Here is a 19455-nt window from a genome sequence, read left to right as displayed (position 1 = left end):
ATTAGTCACCCAGTTTTATTTTTCTAAGTTTCGGGCTGTCTGCAAACATATCTTGGTGTGTCGTTAAAATCACAATGCCACCATTGTCTGCATGATTTGCAAACAACGATTCAAGCACCTTCACACCTTGCTTATCGATTGCAGTTAACGGTTCGTCCAAAATCCATAAAATTTGATTACTTAGCCACAGTCTTGCCAATGCAACGCGACGCTGCTGTCCTGCAGAAAGTTGTGCTACAGGCACATCTTCTCTGCCTGCAAGACCCACTTGGGTTAAAGCAGCAAAGATTTCTTCATCTGAGGAACGATTATTATGGATAGATTGGTAAAAGCGCAGGTTTTCAAACGCAGTAAGTTCGCGTTTAACGCCAGTTTGATGCCCTAGGAACAAAAGGTCCTGATGGAAAACATCACGAGACTTTTCAACCTCTTCGCCTTTCCATTTGATGATGCCTTCTTCTCTGTCCCCTAACCCTGTCACAATACGCAGCAATGTGGTTTTGCCTGTACCGTTACGTCCTTCAATCTGGACCAACTCTCTAGGTTTAATTTCGAATTGCAGGTTTTCAAACAGGACCCTGTCATCACGGATCGCAGTTAGGTTAGAGACTTCTAACATAGGGCTTCAACTAAAAAATGAACGAGTCGCTATATTAGCACAGCTTAGTTGTGACAAAACAGGATAAGAAAGCGATGATGTATGTAAGTTCGTGAGTTTTTGTTAACTTATAGTCACATTTTGATAAAAATAACCATAAGTGATTATAAGTTTTTATTTTAAAAATAAAAAAAGAAGCCGAAGCTTCTTTTTTCATTCTTTATCGACGTCGTCCACGAGGTGGGTATGTCGGATCATCTGATGGTTGACCGCTAAGTGGAGGGATCTTCTCTTGACCTGCCAGTTTTTTCTGCAGAGAAAGCATCAATTCTGCTTCTGCTTTTGGCAATTCACACTCTTCAATCAACTCATTGATGTCAGCGCCAAGTTGAACCATTTTAGAAGCACGGCTGTACAAACGACCATCTGTATCTGCGTGCTCAAGTTCACGAATGCGCTCATTAAGATGTTGAATCACATCTTGTTGCTCAGTGACCTTTTGACCTAAACCAACGACCACTGAACGCACTTCCAACAATTGCTTGTTTAGCTTTTGCACTTCTTTTTCTGCGTGACGTGCTTGCGCACGCTGCTGGTCCATTTGCTTTTGCAGACCCGCACGAACGCGAATTTGCAACAAAAGCAAAATCAAGAAGGCAAATGCTAGACCGCCCACTAAGAGCGGTAAAGATAGGAAGGTTTCGTCAGCCATGATTCATCAGCCAATTATAGGTGAGCCATCTCATCCCATTCGTCATCAGTTAGCAGCTTGTTCAGATCAACAAGAATAAGTAGCTTGCCATCACGGTTGCTTACACCCTGGATGAATTTCGCGCTTTCGTCCGTACCTACAGAAGGCGTAGTGTCGATCTCAGAAGAACGTAGGTAAACAACTTCAGCGACGCTATCTACTAAGATACCGATAACTTGACGCTCAGACTCAATCACGATGATGCGAGTGTTGTCAGTAACTTCACCTTCCATCAAACCAAAACGTGAACGTGTATCGATAACCGTTACGACATTACCACGTAGGTTGATAATACCCAGTACGTAATCTGGCGCACCTGGAACCGGAGCGATTTCTGTGTAGCGAAGAACTTCGCGAACTTGCATTACATTAATGCCGTACGTTTCTTCTTCTAGTTGGAACGTCACCCACTGAAGAACTTCGTCGTTCGATGTATCTTTCTTCACTTCTACTTCAAAAGCTTGAGACATAGTTAATCCTCGTAATTGTCGTTCCCGACCAAAAATCTAATTCAGTGATTTTACATCTAAACCAGCGTTTAGCATGTCTATAAGTGCTTGGACATGAATTAAAGCACACATTTTTTCTTTCACCATGCCCGCTAGCCAAGGGCGCTTACCTGCTTGTTCACGCCAACGGACTTTGTCGATATTGAGTGTCTCAGTACCCATTAATTGGTTACTTGCCAACCCCCACATGCTTTCACCAAGCATAACGACGTATTGGTAGTTATCTTTGTACTCTTCGTCATGAAGCTTATCAGCCATCACCCACCTCGCAGTGTCGACAACATCAAATTGTTGCTCACGACTGGTTTGCAAACCTAGGTACCATGCAGGACGACCAATCAAATGGTTCAGTTCCGTAATTTGATGGATACCACCGAGCTCATCAAGTGGAACGGCAAACGTCACACCATTAACATCAAAGTACAGCACCTGAAAATCTTCGCTACGTTGCGTGCTTTCCCAAGTGTTTGGCAACAGTGAGCCTGTTTCCGTTTCCAGTTCGGCTTCTGTCTCAATGTGCTGTTCGACTTCCACATCGGCTTCAACGTCAACTTTAGGCTCAAACGCTTCAGTTTCAGATTGAGTCCAAACTGGTTCTAGCTGCTCGGTCTCAACAGCAGGAATCAATTCTTCTTCGATATCCCACTCTTGAATTTCATCCACGGCACCTGCCGCAGCTTCGATTTCAATTTCTGGTTCGATTGATTTAGCTTCGGCTGCGATATCAATCGTGTTTTGATCCAAAATGTCATCGATATCCAACTCTGCCACTACATTGGTGGATTCCAGCTGGCTTAACAATCGTTGAACGTCTTCCAAATTAGGCGCTTCTAACTCAGGTGAGTAAGTATCGCTGTATTGGTACGACTCTGGTTCCGCGTATTGTATTTGTAATTTTGGCTCTGGCTCTGGCTCTGGCTCTGGCTCTGGCTCTGGCTCTGGCTCTGCAGATGATAGTTCTTGAGCGAGTAAGTCAAGCTCTTCCTCTTGCTCAATGACCTCGACCTCTTCGCCAAGTAATGCGCTGAAGTAATCATCAAGCGCCTGTTCACTGGAAAGTACGTCGTTATTGCTCATCGAACGCCAACCTCTCCAAGTAAATCAGCAGTTGCTTGTAAGCAAACACACCACGACTACCAGAAGCAAAGTGTGATGCTGGTAAATGCTTTAAGCTTGCATCACGGAATTTCGTGTCAATCGGCACCGCAGAAGTCCATACCTGATTCGGATAATCTTTCTTAAGCTGAGTCAGTGTCTGCAACGAAGCTCTTGTGCGCTTATCGTACATGGTTGGTACGATCGTCACTTTAAAGCCACCTGGACGAGACTTCTGCATAATGGTCAAAGTGCGCATCATACGCTCAAGACCTTTCATCGCTAAGAACTCAGTTTGAACAGGGATCAGGATACGATCACTCGCAGCTAGCGCATTGACCATCATTACGCCAAGAATTGGCGGGCAGTCGATCAACACATAGTCATAATCTTCTGCTACGGCTTGAAGCGCTCGTTTTAAGATCAAGCCCATGCCGCTGCGGTTTCCCATCACGCGGTCAAGCGTTGCAAGTGACATATGTGCCGGGATGATGTCCATTCCTTCAAGTTCAGTCTCGACGATTAACGGCTTTACTGTCTCACGTGAAAACGTCTTCAATTGGAACAAATCAAACAAGCTCGACGTTACTGCATCCGGATCATAACCAAGGTAAGTCGTCAGTGACGCATGAGGGTCTGTATCAACCATCAATACACGATGACCTTTTTGGCTCAATAGCCCAGCCAACGTCACAGTTGATGTCGTTTTCCCTACCCCACCTTTTTGGTTAGCAACACTCCAAACGATCATGATCTTTCCTACGCTAAGCCCACTTCTACCAACATGCGTTCCGCAATGCGGTCGAGAGGTAAATCTTCTGTAGAGATGCCCGCTTTCGCAACCGCTTGTGGCATACCGTAAACCACACAACTATCTTCATCTTGAGCCCAAATTGTTGAGCCTGCTGATTTCAACATGCGTGCGCCTTCACGACCGTCAGCCCCCATACCTGTCAGTACCATCGACAATACTTTGTCACCGTATACTTTTGCAGCAGAGCCAAACGTAACATCCACACAAGGTTTGTAGTTCATGCGGTCGCCGCCATCGATAATGCGCAGACGAGCAGCACCTGCACGACCGTCGATCATCATTTGCTTACCGCCTGGCGCCAAATAGGCAACGCCAGCTTGCAATACATCACCATCTTGAGCTTCTTTTACTTGGATCTTACAAAGCGTATTTAAACGACTTGCAAAAGCAGCAGTAAAAGTAGCTGGCATATGTTGGATCAACACGATTGGGTGCGGATAGTTTACGGGTAAACGAGTCAGAATTTTTTGCAGAGCAACAGGACCACCAGTGGAAGTACCGATAGCTGTTAACTGATATTTCTTACCTGAAGCGCGGTATTTTGCTGCCACAGGGCGACTTGCAGTTGCTGCGGCAGGCGCAGTATTGCGTGATGCTAATGGACGAGTTGTTGAGCTCGGTGCAGTCGCAGCAGGTTTCGCCATTGGGCGACGCATGAATGCGCGCTTAGAAGCAATTTGAATGACACGTTGTTGGAGTAGCGATACCGCTTCATCACGGTTACGAGCAATATCTTCAAATTTCTTCGGTAAGAAGTCCAATGCACCAGCGTCTAGTGCGTCAAGCGTAGCCTTCGCCCCATCATGAGTCAGGGACGAAAACATTAGGATTGGCGTAGGAGACGTAGCCATAATTTCACGCACGGCAGTAATACCGTCCATGACTGGCATTTCAATATCCATAGTGATGACGTCAGGTTTTAGAGTTTTGGCTTTCTCAACCGCTTCTCTGCCATTAACCGCAACGTCTATCACTTCTAGGCGCGATTCTGAGTTGATGATTTCGCTAACGCGACGACGGAAAAAACTCGAATCATCAACGACTAGTACTTTAATCGCCATCTTATTCCTTTTTTCAACTCCAGCTTCGCTTAAATGCGCGAAGCTGCAGCGTATTGCTTAAGTAGATCTGGCACATCAAGAATCAATGCGATGTGACCGTCACTGGTAATCGTTGCACCTGCCATACCTGGCGTGCCTTGCAATAGGTTATCCAGTGGCTTGATAACCACTTCTTCTTGACCAATCAATGTATCCACCACAAAGCCGACACGTTGGCTACCAATTTGAACGATAACAACATGACCATGACCAATGCGCTCTTCTACACGTGGCGACTTAGAAGCTAACCAGTTTTGTAGGTAGAACAGTGGGATAGACTTATCACGTACGATAATGGTTAGTTGACCATCAACAACGTTGGTACGGCTAAGATCTAAGTGGAAGATTTCATTAACCGATGCAAGAGGCAGTGCGAACGGATGACCGCCAACACCAACCATTAGTGTTGGTAGGATCGCAAGCGTCAGTGGTACTTTGATGGTGATCTTAGTGCCTTTACCCAATTCTGAATCGATATCGATAGAACCGTTCAAGGTGTTGATCGCCGTCTTAACCACGTCCATACCTACACCACGACCAGAGATATCAGAAATCTTCTCTTTGCTCGAGAAGCCTGGTGCAAAAATGAGGTTGAAACACTCTTTATCCGACAAGCGTGCTGCTGCGTCTTCATCCATCATGCCGCGTTTTACTGCGATACCACGGAGTTTATTGGGATCCATACCGCCGCCATCGTCAACGATAGCCAGTTCAATATGGTCACCTTCTTGCGATGCAGACAGAATCACTTTACCAGTACGAGATTTACCAGCTTTCGCGCGGTCGTCTGGCATTTCGATACCATGGTCAACCGAGTTACGCACCAAGTGGATCAATGGATCTGCAAGTGCTTCTACTAGGTTTTTATCAAGATCGGTTTCTTCACCGCGCATTTCAAGCACGATGTCTTTATTTAGGTTACGCGCCAAGTCACGAACAACGCGTGGGAAGCGACCAAACACTTTCTTGATTGGCTGCATACGCGTTTTCATTACCGCACCTTGAAGGTCTGCGGTAACAACATCTAGGTTTGCTACTGCTTTCGACATTTCTTCGTCGTTGCTATTTAAACCAAGACTTAGTAGACGGTTACGCACCAATACAAGCTCACCCACCATGTTCATGATGGTGTCTAGAGTTGAAGTATCAACACGCACTGTTGCTTCTGCTTGTGGTTTCTTAACCGCAGGCGCTGCTGCTTTTGCTTCTTCTTTTACTGCAACCGGTTTTGCTTCTGGCTTAGGTGCCGGAGCTGGCGCTGGCGCTGGAGAAGGCGCAGCCGCTACTGGAGCAGGCTGAGGTGCTGGAGCTGCTTTTGGCGCTTCAGGCGTAATATTTTCTGATGCTGGTTTAGTCGCAAAATCTAACTCTTCGATAGATGGACCTTTACCCGAACCATGTAATTCGTCGAGAAGTTTTTCAAACTCTTCATCGGTCATCAGATCGCCGTCAGTTGATGCTGACGCAGTAGGAGCAGCAGGCTCTGGCGCTTTAGGCGTTTCTACTGGTGCCACTTCTGATGCCGATGGGCTCTTACCTACGCCATGCAGCTCGTCAAGAAGACGTTCAAATTCATCATCAGTGATATCACCACTGTCTAATGAAGGTGCACTTACTGGCGTTGGAGCCGCTGGTGCTGCTGGCGCAGATGCACCCGGAGCAGAACCTTTACCGTGTAACTCATCCAGCAGTTTCTCAAACTCGTCTTGAGTGATTTCATCAACAGAACCCACGCTAGAAGGTGCTGCTTCTACTGGCGCTGCTGGTTGTTCGATAACTGGCTCTGGAATAACTGGTTCTGGCTCAGCAACTGGCACTTCAACCGCCGCAACGACTTCGTCTTCAGACTCAGGTTTGCATAAACGATGAAGTTCTTCCAACAGTGCAGGATCGGCTGCATCCAGTGGTTCACGGTCTTGAACCGCTTGGAACTGATGGTTAACCGTATCAAGCGCTTTTAGCATGGTGTCCATCAAACTTGGCGTGACTGAACGCTGACCGTTTCGCAATACGTCGAACACGTTCTCAGCACCGTGACAAGTGTCAACCAGCTCTGCCAATGATAGGAAGCCTGCACCACCTTTTACAGTGTGAAAGCCGCGGAAAATCGCGTTTAGGAGATCTTTGTCTTCTGGATTATTTTCCAGTTCAACCAACTGCTCAGACAGCAGCTCAAGAATTTCCCCAGCCTCAATTAGAAAGTCCTGAAGAATATCTTCGTCTAAATCGTAGCTCATACGTTACCTTTAAAATCCAAGACTGGACAACAAGTCGTCGACTTCGTCCTGCGATGAAACCGCATCTTCCCTGAGTTCAGGGTGAAGAATCGGGCCTTCTGCTTCGCTTGATTGTTTAATCTTTTTATCTGACGGTTCTGGCAAAACTTGAGTCTGTTCTTCTGGTTTATTTCCAGAAAACACGGTCAAGATCTCAACCAGGCGATCTTCCACTTCATTGACAAGCGTGATCACGCGGCGAATGATTTGACCCGTTAAGTCTTGGAAGTCTTGTGCCATAAGAATTTCGGTCAACTGACCACGCAATTCAGTGCTATCACCTTCGACTTGAACTAACAGCCCATCGATACGGTGGCAAAGTGCTTTAAAATCGCTTAATTCGATGCGTCCGTGCATGAGTTCGTTCCACTGAGGGCGAACTTGTTGAAGGCACTCATGCAGGTTGTCGGCGATAGGTAAGCAGCAATCAACCGCATCCATCGTTTTATTCGCTGCCAACTCAGTTTTATCAATCACGTATTGCAGACGGTCCCTTGCGTCCGGGATTTCCGCTTTCGCAATTTCTGTCATGCGTTGATCGATGTTGAAGTGCTTAAGTGAATCATGAAGGTCGCGGGTTAATGTTCCGATTTCTTTTAGCATCGGATTCCCATCGCTTTCATATATCGAGGCAACAAGCTCATTGGCTTGGTCCTGTTCCCCGTTTTCTAGCATCTGAACGAGCGACTTCGCCTGCTCTAGTGAGATCATCCTGAATAGACCCTTTTTTACGTTTAGTTCTTTCTTATCGCTTTTTAAACGTCAAGCGAGCCACCCTTTAGTAGTAGGTATTAGAAGTGATGACTCGATTAACAAAGAGAAAGAGAGAGTTATAAACGTTCGAAAATTTTATCTAATTTTTCTTTAAGCGTTGCAGCTGTAAATGGCTTAACGATGTAGCCGTTAACGCCTGCTTGCGCTGCTTCGATGATCTGCTCACGCTTTGCTTCCGCTGTGATCATTAGCACAGGCAAGTGCTTCAGTTCAGCGTCAGCACGGATGTGTTTCAGCAAGTCGATGCCTTGCATACCTGGCATGTTCCAGTCGGTTACAACAAAGTCGAAGTCACCTTTTTTCAGCATAGGTAATGCAGTTAAACCATCGTCCGCTTCTTGAGTGTTATTGAAACCCAAGTCACGAAGCAGGTTTTTAACAATACGGCGCATTGTTGAGAAATCATCAACAATAAGGATCTTCATGTTTTTATTCAAAATTGCCTCCACTGAATCGTAAAATCAGTGTGTTTAGTCATTTTGTGTCCACGCACTGAGCTTGGTGCGTAAACGTTGCATCGCTTGACTCAGTATTTGGCTTACGCGAGATTCGCTCACACCCAACACATCGCCAATCTCTTTCAAATTGAGTTCTTCGTCATAATAAAGCGAAAGTACTAAAGCTTCACGCTCTGGAAGCTGTTTTATTGATTCAACCAGTGCTTTTCTGAACGATTCATCAGCTACACCCTTAAACGGGTTGCTGTCATCGGTCTCATCAGCCGGTGAAATCACATCATCAGAGACGCCTAAATCTTCAATTCCCACTAATTTTGAACAGTTTATATCGGTAAGAGCACTATGATATTGGTCTAGTGTCATACCAAGATGCGCTGCTACTTCAGCATCAGATGGGTCGCGATTTAGTACACCTTCCAGCTCTGCGATCGCTTGGTTAATTTCGCGATTGTTCTTATGAACAGAACGAGGTACCCAGTCGCCTTTGCGAATGTCATCTAACATTGCACCGCGAATACGGATACCCGCATAAGTTTCAAAGCTCGCACCTTTAGAACCATCATAATTCTGCTGAGCTTCGATAAGACCGATCATGCCGGCCTGAATTAAATCCTCTACCTGAACACTCGGCGGTAAACGGCCTAACAGGTGGTGAGCAATACGCTTAACCAACACCGAGTAACGTTCAATGAACGCCTGCTGGCTATTAAATTTGCCATGTTGGTTATAGGTAATCGCTTTATTCACCAAAAGGGTCCTCTGCGAATTCAGTACGATTTAGCAACCTTTCCACAAAAAACTCTAGGTGTCCACTTGGTGTTTTAGGTAGTGGCCACGTTAGTGCTTTGTTCGCTAATGAGCTGATCGCTAAAGCCGCAGGAGAACGTGGGAATGCGTCCACAACGATCTTCTGTCTTTTCACGGCTTGACGTACTTTGTCATCCAATGGAATACATGCTACGAGTTCAAGGCTGACATTCAAGAAGCGCTCTGTGACTAGAGTCAACTTTGCGAATAATTCTCTGCCTTCACGGTAGCTTCTGACCATATTTGCAACAACTTTGAAGCGCTGAACCTGGTGTTCTTTACTCAACAGCTTGATTAATGCATATGCATCAGTGATTGAAGTTGGCTCATCGCAAACCACAACCACAACATCTTGAGCTGCTCGTGAAAAGCTAATCACCATGTCAGAAATGCCCGCAGCTGTATCAATCAACAGTACGTCCATTTCCTCTTCAAGACTACCAAATGCACGGATGAGTCCAGCATGTTGAGCGTGAGACAGCTCAGTCATGCTTTGTGTGCCAGAAGTTGCAGGGACTATCTTTATACCATAAGGGCCTTCAACAATCGCATCTTTTAGCTCACATTCACCCGCAAGGACATGCCCTAGGTTACGTTTTGAACGAATTCCGAGCATAACGTCCACATTAGCTAGACCTAAATCTGCGTCGAGAACCATCACTTTTTTGCCTTGGCGTGCCATGCAGATCGCCAGACCCAGTGTTACGTTTGATTTACCCACACCACCTTTGCCGCCAGTAACAGCGATTACTTTAGTCAATGATGGTTGTGTTAAGCGACGGAGGCCGCTTGCTTGATCGTGTATCATATTCTCAGTCATAGTAGTCCGCCGCCCTAGAGTCCTTCGTTATCACTATTCCAAAAGTGAGGTTCGTTCTCTGTCGACTTCTCTAACAGTTCATTTGCTTTCGCAATCATGTATTTTGGTTGTGCTATCACAATGTCTTCTGGTACGCGCTGACCGTTGGCAATGTATGCCACTGGCATCGCGTTCTGAATCACCACGCTGATGAATTCGCCTAGACTTAACGACTCGTCAAGCTTAGTCAAAATACAACCCGACAGCGGAATGCGTCGGAAGTGATCCAGAGTTTCCTGCAGAACTCGACGTTGTGCAGTAGCTGGCAAAACAAGGTAGCTGTGAATCACTTCTCCGCTTTCTTGCATTAAGGTATCGAGCTGCTCAGAGAGTCTTACGTCTCGTTGCCCCATCCCTGCCGTATCGACCAAAATCAGTCTTCTGTTTCGTAGCTGATATATAACATCGGCTAACTCGTTAGAATCTTTAGCAACTCTTACAGGACAACCCATAATTCTTCCATAAATTGAGAGCTGCTCATGTGCACCTATACGATATGTGTCCGTTGTCACAAGGGCAACATTATCGGCACCAAACTCCATTGCCGCACGTGCCGCTAACTTAGCCACCGTAGTCGTTTTACCCACTCCAGTTGGACCAAGTAATGCGACGACACCGCCACGCTTCAGAATGTCTTGTTTCGGAATGTTGATCTGATCCGCCACAAGAGACAGCAGTGCTTTCCACGCTCGCGCTGGTTTCGTATCTTCTGGAATGTAGCAAGCCATTTGGTCGGCAAGTTCAGGTGAAACACCCATACGCTCCAAACGCTTAATCAGCATTGCTCTTAATGGCTCGCGGCGTTCTACCTCTTGCCACATCAAACCCGACACTTGATGTTCCAACAAACGACGAATCGACGTCATCTCTTCACGCATGTTCTCTAGCTCATCGGCAGAGTCATCGCGTTCATCCGATGGACGGCGACGGTCATAGCGCGTTGGATCCAACTTAGGAGTTGGGCGGTCAAATCGGTTGTCTTGCGCAATCAGTTTCGCCAGTGGCGAGTCTGGTTGGTAAGGCGCAGGTTTCTCTTGGTTATAGCTTTCACGGTGCTTATTTTGGCGCTGCAGCAATGCGGACAAAGAATCTTCATTCTCTGCGACATGGTCATCTGACTCGGCTGCACCGCTGCTGTATTGCTTGAGCATGTTCGCGAAACGTTGCGTCATTGAGCCTGATTTATCTTTGTTCGCGTTTAGGCTAATTCTGTCATCATCTAAACGGCGATCTTGGAAACGCTCTGAAGCAGATGACGGCATTTGACGTTGTTCGCTATAACGATTTGATTGAGCTGCGCCACGGTTAGGAAGCGATTGCGCTTGTGAGGTTGGTGCTGCGTTAGACTCACCGTCAATCGCTGCAACGATCTCTACACCGCCCGCCACTTTCTTGTTCGACATGATCACCGCTTCTGCGCCAAGTTCTTCTTTCACTTGGAGCAACGCAGTTCGCATGTCTTTGGCAAAAAATCGTTTAATTTTCAAACTATGAATCCATTAATGATGCGAAGGGCTTAGTTGCCCACTGCTTGCACAATTCTGATCTGTTTCTCGTCCGGTATTTCTTGGTAAGACAGTACGCGGAGGTTAGGTATTGTGTTCTTAACAAACTTAGCCAGTGTTGAACGCAATACACCAGATGTCAGCAGAACCGCAGGTTCCCCTTTCAGTTCTTGCTCTTGTGTCGCTTGGCTCAGAGAGGACTGAAGTCGCTCTGCCAATCCCGGTTCGATGCCGGCAGATTCGCCACCTGATGCCTGCATTGTTTGATGCAATATTTGTTCCAGTTCAGGTATAAGCGTTATCACTGGTAACTCTGGCTCTATACCATTGATTTCCTGAACAATTAGACGTTTCAAACTGATACGAACGGCAGCAGTCAAAATGTCAGGTTCTTGACTCTTGCTTGAGTACTCCGCCAAGGTTTGCACAATGGTTCGAATATCACGAATCGGAATGGCTTCGTTAAGTAAGTTTTGTAGTACTTTCACTACCACACCAAGCTGAAGTTGGTCTGGGACAAAATTCTCAACCAACTTAGGTGCACTGCGCCCTAGCATTTCCAATAGGTTCTGTACTTCTTCGTGACCAATCAATTGCGACGCGTTATTGGTAAGCAATTGGCTTAAATGCGTCGCTAGCACGGTTGAAGAGTCAACCACCGTGTAACCTAACGCTTGAGCATGTTCACGCTGCTCTTCACGAATCCAAACCGCTTCCAGACCGAATGCCGGGTCCATGGTTGGCTCACCTTCGATCATGCCGTAAACCTGTCCAGGGTTAATCGCCAGCTCTTGGTCTGGGCGAATTTCTGCCTCACCAACGGCAACTCCCATTAGCGTGATACGATAGCTATTAGGTGTCAGCTCAAGGTTGTCACGAATATGAACCGCAGGGATCAAGAAACCAAAATCTTGCGAAAGCTTCTTACGTACCCCTTTTACACGTTCTAGCAACTCTCCGCCTTGGTCACGGTCAACCAAAGGAATCAAACGGTACCCGACTTCTAGACCGATGATGTCGACGGGTTGCACATCATCCCAAGACAGTTCACGTTGAGAGATCGGCTCACTGCCATCTTCAGCTTTCGCTGGTAATGCTGGCTCTTTGGCTTTTTGTTTCTGTTTTTTGTCCAGCCAATAGGCACCACCACCCGCGATTGCCGCCAGTGACAAGAACGAGAAGTGCGGCATGCCCGGGACGATACCCATCACACCAAGGATAGCAGCAGTAATCATCAATGCTTTTGGGTTGTCGAACATCTGAAAAATCAGCTGCTCACCCATATCTTCATCAGTATTTTGACGCGTTACCATCATCGCCGCTGCGATAGAAAGTAATAGCGATGGAATTTGCGCCACCAAGCCGTCACCAATGGTCAGCAAGGTATAGATTTGCATCGCTTCAGAGAAGCCCAAACCGTATTGCGCCATACCAATCGACAGACCGCCAATAATGTTGATAAACAGGATTAAGATACCTGCAATCGCATCACCTTTTACGAATTTTGACGCACCATCCATTGAACCGTAAAAGTCGGCTTCTTTGGTAACTTCAAAACGGCGTAAACGCGCTTGGTCTTGGTCAATCAAACCAGCGTTCAAGTCCGCGTCGATCGCCATCTGCTTACCCGGTAAGGCATCCAAGGTAAAGCGTGCACTTACCTCAGAAATACGCCCCGCACCTTTGGTAACAACCATAAAGTTAATGATCATCAAGATGAGGAAGACCACAAGACCGACAGCGTAGTTACCGCCGATAACTACGTTACCAAACGCTTCGATAACATTACCCGCAGCGTTCCCCCCTTCATGACCATAAAGCAGTACCACACGAGTAGATGCAACGTTCAACGCCAGACGTAATAAGGTTGCAATAAGCAGCACCGTTGGGAAAGCCGCAAAGTCGAGTGGACGACGTGTGTAAACGGTCACTAACAACACCACCATGGCTAAGGCGATGTTAAAAGTGAAGAACAAATCCAACAGAAACGCTGGTATGGGTAGTACCACCATTGCAAGGGTGGCCAATACCATAACAGGCGCACCAATGGCAGGCATGGAGCGCTGTGGGATTCGTGGTAATTTATCTGCAAAAGGCAGGCTTAACTTCATACTGCGAGGTGTCTCAATCGGTCTGGAGCATCACGTTAGTACAAACATACTATTAGTATTACGCGACAGCTTTCGCCTAAAAGTTTAGGTATTGTTGTTGATTAGGGCGATATAAGCAATGTGTGTACCATGATTAACGCCAAAATAATGACTAGTTGCTCAAAGAAATTACAATCCTTTGATCTAATGTGAATTTTTGTCTAATCCATCAATGCAATTATTTTCATTAGTGGCGATGTTCAGGAGGGATAGGCAGGTCATAATCTTGAATCTTAGGTCGTTGACCGCCACGTTTGCGATACTGCTTAAGTTGGAACACAAACGCGAGCACTTGTGCTACGGCAGTAAACAGTCCATCTGGGATTTCTTGTTCCAACTCTGTAGTGTGGTAAAGCGCACGCGCCAAAGGTGGAGCAGGAACAATAGTAATGTCATGTTCGCGCGCCACTTCTCGAATCTTCATCGCCATATGGTCGGTACCTTTGGCGATCACTACAGGCGCACGGTCGGTTTTCTGTTTATAACGCAGTGCGACGGAAAAGTGCTCCGGGTTGGTAATGATAACGTCCGCCTGAGGGACATCAGCCATCATTCGACGCTGAGCCGCTTCTCGTTGCAGCATACGAATACGACCTTTGACCTCCGGTTTACCTTCGGTCTCTTTGTATTCGTCTTTGACTTCTTGCTTGGTCATTTTTAGTTGATCGGCGTGCTGCCAAATCTGAAATGGAATATCGATCGCAACAACGATAAGCAACGAGCAACTGATCAGTAAAATAAAGTTAAGCAAGATATCCAGCGCATGGAATATGTTCTGCGGATACACGTCCATACTAAGTTGAATCAAATCCGCTTGTGAGGCTTGGATGAGGTATATCGCCATACCCGTCACAAGTGCGACTTTTAAGATGGACTTGATAAGCTCTACCCAACTCTGCATGCCCACCATACGCTTTAAGCCGCTAAGCGGGTTCATTTTGGAGAGTTTTGGCATCGCCGCTTCAGCAGAAAAGCTAATGCCCCCCACACCAGCCGCGCCAATCATTGCAGCAATAAACAAGGTAATGAGGATAAGAAAAAGTGGAAACAGCAGATCGCCCATCGCACCAAATGCAATGTCGAACAACTTAGCCGTATCAAAAATCTCATCGCGTTTGAGATCAAATAAGCGGCTCATAATGGAAAACAACGAACGTGCCAAAGACTCGCCAAACCACATTAAGGCGATAGCACCAACAATCAATACCGATGCTGATGCGAGCTCTTTAGACCGAGCAACCTGCCCCTTTTCTCTGGCTTGTTGTAACCGTCGGGGCGTGGCTTCTTCGGTGCGTTCTTGACCGTCTGACTCTGCCAATCCAGTCTCCTAGCAATCTAAGCGAATGAGGTTACAAATCTGCTCCTCACCCACTGCCCAGAACAATTCATAATGACTGTACAAACCCGCCAAAATGTACCAACAAAGTAATAAACCGACCATCAAGGCAAACGCAAAACCAAGCGAGAAGATATTCAACTGAGGCGCGGCACGGGTCATTACACCAAATGATAAGTTAATCGTAAGCAGCGCGATAATGCCGGACAACGACATACTCAAAGCGGTCTTAAACATGATGCCAAGCCAGCCGGCCATTTCGCGAAAATCCACCGCATTAAGCGAGCCAGAACCTATCGGCAAGGTTTTAAAACTGAACACCACCAGTTGCAGCATTTTCAAATGCCCATCGGTAGCAAGGAAGAACATGGTCGCTAAAAACATGAACAGCTGACCAAGCAAAGGTGTGTTTTGGCCGTTCGCTGGGTCGACCATGGACGCAAAACCCAAGCTCGATTGCATACCCAAGATCTGACCAAGTAGAACAAAGGTTTGAATCATAAACTGGGTCACCATGCCCATCGCAACACCAATTATGATTTGTTCCGCAATGGTCATGAAACCACGAAAAGAGAGCAGCTCAATATCCTGCGGCACAGCTGGAATCGCCGGAGCAACGGCAAAAGTGATCGCTAAACCTAGGTAGAGTCGAATTCGAGGCGAAACAAAACGTGCCCCTGTCACCGTCATCACCATCAACATGGCAGAGATACGTGTGTAGGGCCAGAAGTAATTCGCGATCCAGTCGAGGACTATATCGGTAGGATACTCCATATGCGCCTCTAGTAGAGCACCTGTGGAAGACGTTCAATCAGACCGAAGAAATATTCCATCAACATCTGTGTCATCCAGTGACCAAATAACATCAACGCCAATAAAGTCACAATCAAACGAGGTAAGAAACTCAACGTTTGTTCGTTGATAGAGGTTGCCGCTTGGAAAATCGCGACAACAAGACCGATAAGCAAGCTTGGGATAATAATGGCACAGACCATGATCAGCACCATCCAAAGTGCATCACGGAAAAGCTCGACAAACATTTCAGGAGTCATGTCTTACCCTCTTCTCTCTGTGCCAATCTAAAGGGCAAAACTGCCGGCGAGTGTCGACAATATCAGGTTCCACCCATCCACCAGCACAAACAGCATCAGCTTAAATGGTAGCGATACGATCATTGGTGATAGCATCATCATACCCATAGCCATCAACACCGACGCAACAACTAGGTCGATGATCAAGAATGGTAAGAACAGCATGAAACCAATTTGGAAAGCGGTCTTAAGCTCAGAAGTAATGAAAGCAGGAATCAACACCGCCATCGACACATCTTCTGGGTTTGTCACCTCTTCGCCAGACATATTAACGAAAGTTTCCAAATCTTTGATTCGAGTCTGCTTGAGCATGAACGCTTTCATCGGCACTTGAGCCGCATCAAAGGCTTCACGCGCCGTCACTTGTTCATTCAAATAAGGCTGAACCGCTTTATCGTTGATCTCATTTAACACCGGTGACATGACAAAAAAGGTAAGAAAGAGCGCAATACCGATGATGACTTGGTTGGAAGGCGTCTGTTGCAAACCCATGGCTTGCCGTAAGATCGACATCACGACCACAATGCGAGTGAACGAGGTCATCAAGATCACCATCGCTGGCAAGAAGCCAAGCATCGTCATCAACGCAAGGATTTGTAAGGTAACCGAGTAATCTTCGCTACCATCGGCGTTGGTGGTCATAGTGAAAGCAGGAATACCGCCCCCATTAGTCACTGACATAGTGCGACTTGAGCCTGATTCACTTTCCATCGCTTTCACGGTCACGCTGTCACCTTGAGCGAGGTTAGCAGGTAACGGCGACTCCTCTGCCTGAGCAAACGAAAGTGAAGAAAACAGCATTCCGACCATCAGCACAAACACGCTGAACATCAGGCGGATTGAATTATCCTTTGTCATGTTTTTTTATTAGCTGGCTGAACTGGCTAGCAAAAGCACCGGTGGCCAACTCTTCCTCTTTCAGTGGCGTTTCAAGTTTGGCAAGCGTTTGAATGGATTGGCTAGTAATACCAACCAAAAACTGCTCTTCTCCTACTTGAACAACCGCAATTCGTTCTTTAGTACCAACCGGTAACTGGCTAATAATACGCAGCCCTTTTTGTTGACCCAATGCTGGTACTTGCATGCGTTTTAGCATCCAAGCGAGCAGAAGAATCACACCAATAACCAGCACCAAAGAGCCCAGTGTCGTCGCCAAATCTAAGTTGCTTGGCGCGGCAGCAAATGCATAAGGAGCACTTAGCATTAAGCCAAGTGCTCCCGTGATTTGCTTCAATCGAGTTTTGATTGAACTGCTCATATTAGCGCAGCTTTTTAATGCGTTCAGTTTGGCTGATCACGTCAGTAAGACGAATACCAAACTTATCGTTGACGACCACGACTTCACCGTGAGCAATCAAAGTACCGTTAACCAATACATCGAGCGACTCACCAGCCAATCGGTCCAACTCCACAACCGAACCTTGGTTCAATTGCAATAGGTTACGGATGCTGATCTGCGAACGACCGACTTCCATCGAAATAGTCACGGGGATATCCATGATGGTGTCGAGTTTACGACGCTCATCATCAGAGATTGGGCTAGAGGTGTCTTTCAACTCTTCCAGTGGCGCTGCCAATACTTCATCAACATCAATTGAAGGCGCAGACGGGTCCTCGCCAAGAGCGGCTGCCCATTCGTCTGCTAGCTTTTGATCGTCACTCGGTTCCATTTTTCTGTCCTGTGTTAAACCTTACTTGCGCACTGTGAGCTTGCTTTGTCCCTGTTGTGAGTACTAGCAGCTGTTGCGACTTAGGGAGTAAGGATTTCTTAATCGTCTGTATCGTCGTCATTCTCAAGCTCAGACATAATGTCTTTACCTAAGAAGGCTAAATCGGTTTTCACTACGTGTGGGCGTTCAATTTCTTCAGAAACTTGCACCGCAAGCTTGTCGTCAGAGCGTCCCATCTTCACGCGGTAAGTCGGTAAATCTTCGATGAACATGGTCGCATGTTCTGGCATTTCAATCGGGATCACATCGCCCGGTTGCAACTCCATCAAATCACGTAGGGAGATGTCTTTCTCAAGCAGATTGACGCGGAAGTTAACCGGACAATCCATGATCTCTTCACGCAGTGCAGAGCTCCAACGAACGTCGGTTTCCATCTTGTCAGATTGAACACCAGCATCGAGCAATTCTCGAATAGGCTCAACCATTGAGTACGGCATCACCACATGGAAGTCACCACCGCCGCCATCCACTTCAATATGGAATGAGCTTACGACAATCACTTCAGTCGGGCTGACAATGTTCGCCATGCTTGGGTTTACTTCTGAATCAAGGTATTCAAATTCCACCCCCATGACCGGCGACCATGCTTCTTTGTCGTCCTCGAAAACAATCTTCAATAGAAGCTGGATGATGCGACGTTCAGTTGGGGTAAATTCACGACCTTCAATTTTGGCGTGGAAGCGACCATCACCGCCAAAGAAGTTTTCTACCAAGATGAAGACTAAACGCGCTTCCATGGTGATCAATGCCGTACCTTTTAGTGGACGGAAACGCACCATGTTCAAACTGGTTGGAACGTACAGAGTATTTTGGTATTCACCAAACTTCATCATCTGTACGCCGTTAATCGAGACCTCAGCGGTTTTACGTAACATGTTAAACAGGCTGATACGCATGTGTCGTGCAAAACGCTCGTTGATAAGTTCGAGCGTCGGCATTCGACCACGTACAATCCTGTCTTGAGACGAGAAATCGAAATTGACGGCACCTTCGGTGTCGTTATCTATGGGTTCATCAACGTCATCGACATCATCAACCCCATGCAGAAGCGCATCAATCTCGTCTTGGCTTAATAGATCGGTCACGTTTTACCTATTGAATCACAAAATCTGTAAACAGTACTTTTTCAATCACTGGCTTACCAACAGCAGCATTGAGTGCAGCTTTGATATCGTCAGAAGCGCGGTCACGCAGCTCAACACGTCCCGTAGGGGAACGAAGCTGCTCAACGGTTGCCGATGCAAAAGTTGACAACAATGAACTCTCAATCAACGGAGAGTGGTAACGAGCTAATTGCTCATTTTCACTGCCACGCACCATCAATTGCGCTTTGATTTGTACCAGTCTGTCACGACGGTCGCCCGTCACGTTAAAAATAAAGGGTTGCGCGATATTCACATAAGCGATCGGCTCAGCCGCTGTTTGCGCTTGTGCTTGCTCGGTCTGCTCCGCTTGCGCTGGCTCATCAGAGCCCATTAAGAAGAAAGCGGCGGCACCACCACCAACCAGCAAAACCACCACTGCGATAATGATGATCAGTAATTTACTTTTTCCTTTTGGCGCATCCGCACCTTGTAACTGTTCTTCTGCCATTACTGTCTC

Annotated in this window: 21 protein-coding genes; all 21 read right to left on the bottom strand. The window is 46.7% G+C overall.

The window, feature by feature from the left end; all coding sequences use genetic code 11:
• Position 1: 1 nt before the first annotated feature.
• Positions 2–619 (bottom strand): cytochrome c biogenesis heme-transporting ATPase CcmA, encoded by a 618-nt coding sequence (ccmA, locus tag VHA02S_RS15940; protein WP_038898822.1) that lies wholly within the window; start codon positions 617–619, stop codon positions 2–4.
• A 199-nt stretch (positions 620–818) separates the two neighbouring features.
• Positions 819–1310, bottom strand: coding sequence for a DUF2802 domain-containing protein (locus VHA02S_RS15935; RefSeq protein WP_005447967.1), 492 nt, complete (start codon positions 1308–1310; stop codon positions 819–821).
• A gap of 14 nt (positions 1311–1324) precedes the next feature.
• Positions 1325–1819, bottom strand: a complete 495-nt coding sequence (locus VHA02S_RS15930) for a chemotaxis protein CheW (protein ID WP_005438733.1) — start codon at positions 1817–1819, stop codon at positions 1325–1327.
• Positions 1820–1855: 36 nt separating this feature from the next.
• On the bottom strand, positions 1856–2935 hold the full coding sequence (locus tag VHA02S_RS15925) for a chemotaxis protein CheW (RefSeq protein ID WP_038898821.1): 1080 nt from the start codon (positions 2933–2935) through the stop codon (positions 1856–1858).
• Entirely contained in the window at positions 2925–3704 is a 780-nt protein-coding gene (locus VHA02S_RS15920; RefSeq protein WP_005448395.1) for a ParA family protein, read from the bottom strand. The genes VHA02S_RS15925 and VHA02S_RS15920 overlap by 11 nt, the downstream gene beginning before the upstream one ends.
• A gap of 8 nt (positions 3705–3712) precedes the next feature.
• Entirely contained in the window at positions 3713–4828 is a 1116-nt protein-coding gene (locus tag VHA02S_RS15915) for a protein-glutamate methylesterase/protein-glutamine glutaminase (protein WP_005448394.1), read from the bottom strand.
• 29 nt (positions 4829–4857) lie between these two features.
• A complete protein-coding gene (locus VHA02S_RS15910; protein WP_038898820.1) occupies positions 4858–7104 on the bottom strand; it encodes a chemotaxis protein CheA in 2247 nt (748 codons plus the stop codon).
• 9 nt (positions 7105–7113) lie between these two features.
• The gene (locus tag VHA02S_RS15905; RefSeq protein WP_005448392.1) at positions 7114–7854 is read right to left on the bottom strand and encodes a protein phosphatase CheZ; all 741 of its coding nucleotides are present in this window, start codon (positions 7852–7854) and stop codon (positions 7114–7116) included.
• Between the two features lie 119 nt (positions 7855–7973).
• Positions 7974–8342, bottom strand: a complete 369-nt coding sequence (gene cheY, locus VHA02S_RS15900; RefSeq protein WP_017635949.1) for a chemotaxis response regulator CheY — start codon at positions 8340–8342, stop codon at positions 7974–7976.
• A 45-nt stretch (positions 8343–8387) separates the two neighbouring features.
• Entirely contained in the window at positions 8388–9122 is a 735-nt protein-coding gene (locus tag VHA02S_RS15895; protein ID WP_005448391.1) for an RNA polymerase sigma factor FliA, read from the bottom strand.
• Positions 9115–10002 carry a MinD/ParA family protein gene (locus tag VHA02S_RS15890; protein ID WP_009696006.1) on the bottom strand — a complete coding sequence of 296 codons (888 nt, stop codon included), beginning with the start codon at positions 10000–10002 and terminating at the stop codon, positions 9115–9117. Before VHA02S_RS15890 ends, VHA02S_RS15895 begins: the two co-directional genes overlap by 8 nt.
• Positions 10003–10016: 14 nt before the next feature.
• Positions 10017–11528, bottom strand: coding sequence for a flagellar biosynthesis GTPase FlhF (flhF, locus tag VHA02S_RS15885; RefSeq protein WP_005448389.1), 1512 nt, complete (start codon positions 11526–11528; stop codon positions 10017–10019).
• A gap of 29 nt (positions 11529–11557) precedes the next feature.
• Positions 11558–13657: a flagellar biosynthesis protein FlhA gene (gene flhA / locus VHA02S_RS15880; RefSeq protein ID WP_005448388.1), complete on the bottom strand. Its 2100-nt coding sequence runs from the start codon at positions 13655–13657 to the stop codon at positions 11558–11560.
• Positions 13658–13883: 226 nt separating this feature from the next.
• Positions 13884–15014 (bottom strand): flagellar biosynthesis protein FlhB, encoded by a 1131-nt coding sequence (gene flhB, locus VHA02S_RS15875; RefSeq protein WP_005448387.1) that lies wholly within the window; start codon positions 15012–15014, stop codon positions 13884–13886.
• A gap of 9 nt (positions 15015–15023) precedes the next feature.
• Positions 15024–15806 (bottom strand): flagellar biosynthetic protein FliR, encoded by a 783-nt coding sequence (fliR, locus tag VHA02S_RS15870; protein WP_005448385.1) that lies wholly within the window; start codon positions 15804–15806, stop codon positions 15024–15026.
• A gap of 8 nt (positions 15807–15814) precedes the next feature.
• Positions 15815–16084, bottom strand: a complete 270-nt coding sequence (gene fliQ / locus VHA02S_RS15865) for a flagellar biosynthesis protein FliQ (protein ID WP_005433008.1) — start codon at positions 16082–16084, stop codon at positions 15815–15817.
• A 27-nt stretch (positions 16085–16111) separates the two neighbouring features.
• On the bottom strand, positions 16112–16981 hold the full coding sequence (fliP, locus tag VHA02S_RS15860) for a flagellar type III secretion system pore protein FliP (RefSeq protein WP_017817802.1): 870 nt from the start codon (positions 16979–16981) through the stop codon (positions 16112–16114).
• Positions 16968–17381, bottom strand: a complete 414-nt coding sequence (gene fliO / locus VHA02S_RS15855; RefSeq protein WP_005448379.1) for a flagellar biosynthetic protein FliO — start codon at positions 17379–17381, stop codon at positions 16968–16970. Before fliO ends, fliP begins: the two co-directional genes overlap by 14 nt.
• A 1-nt stretch (position 17382) precedes the next feature.
• Positions 17383–17793 carry a flagellar motor switch protein FliN gene (gene fliN / locus VHA02S_RS15850; protein WP_005448377.1) on the bottom strand — a complete coding sequence of 137 codons (411 nt, stop codon included), beginning with the start codon at positions 17791–17793 and terminating at the stop codon, positions 17383–17385.
• Between the two features lie 98 nt (positions 17794–17891).
• Positions 17892–18938 carry a flagellar motor switch protein FliM gene (gene fliM, locus VHA02S_RS15845; RefSeq protein ID WP_038898818.1) on the bottom strand — a complete coding sequence of 349 codons (1047 nt, stop codon included), beginning with the start codon at positions 18936–18938 and terminating at the stop codon, positions 17892–17894.
• A 7-nt stretch (positions 18939–18945) separates the two neighbouring features.
• Positions 18946–19446: a flagellar basal body-associated protein FliL gene (fliL, locus tag VHA02S_RS15840; protein WP_009696009.1), complete on the bottom strand. Its 501-nt coding sequence runs from the start codon at positions 19444–19446 to the stop codon at positions 18946–18948.
• Positions 19447–19455: the final 9 nt, after the last annotated feature.

Origin of the sequence: Vibrio harveyi NBRC 15634 = ATCC 14126 = KCTC 12724, assembly GCF_001591145.1 — a bacterium.
GTDB lineage: Bacteria > Pseudomonadota > Gammaproteobacteria > Enterobacterales > Vibrionaceae > Vibrio > Vibrio harveyi.
Note: the sequence above shows the minus strand (reverse complement) of the source record. Positions and strands in the feature narration are given on the sequence as shown.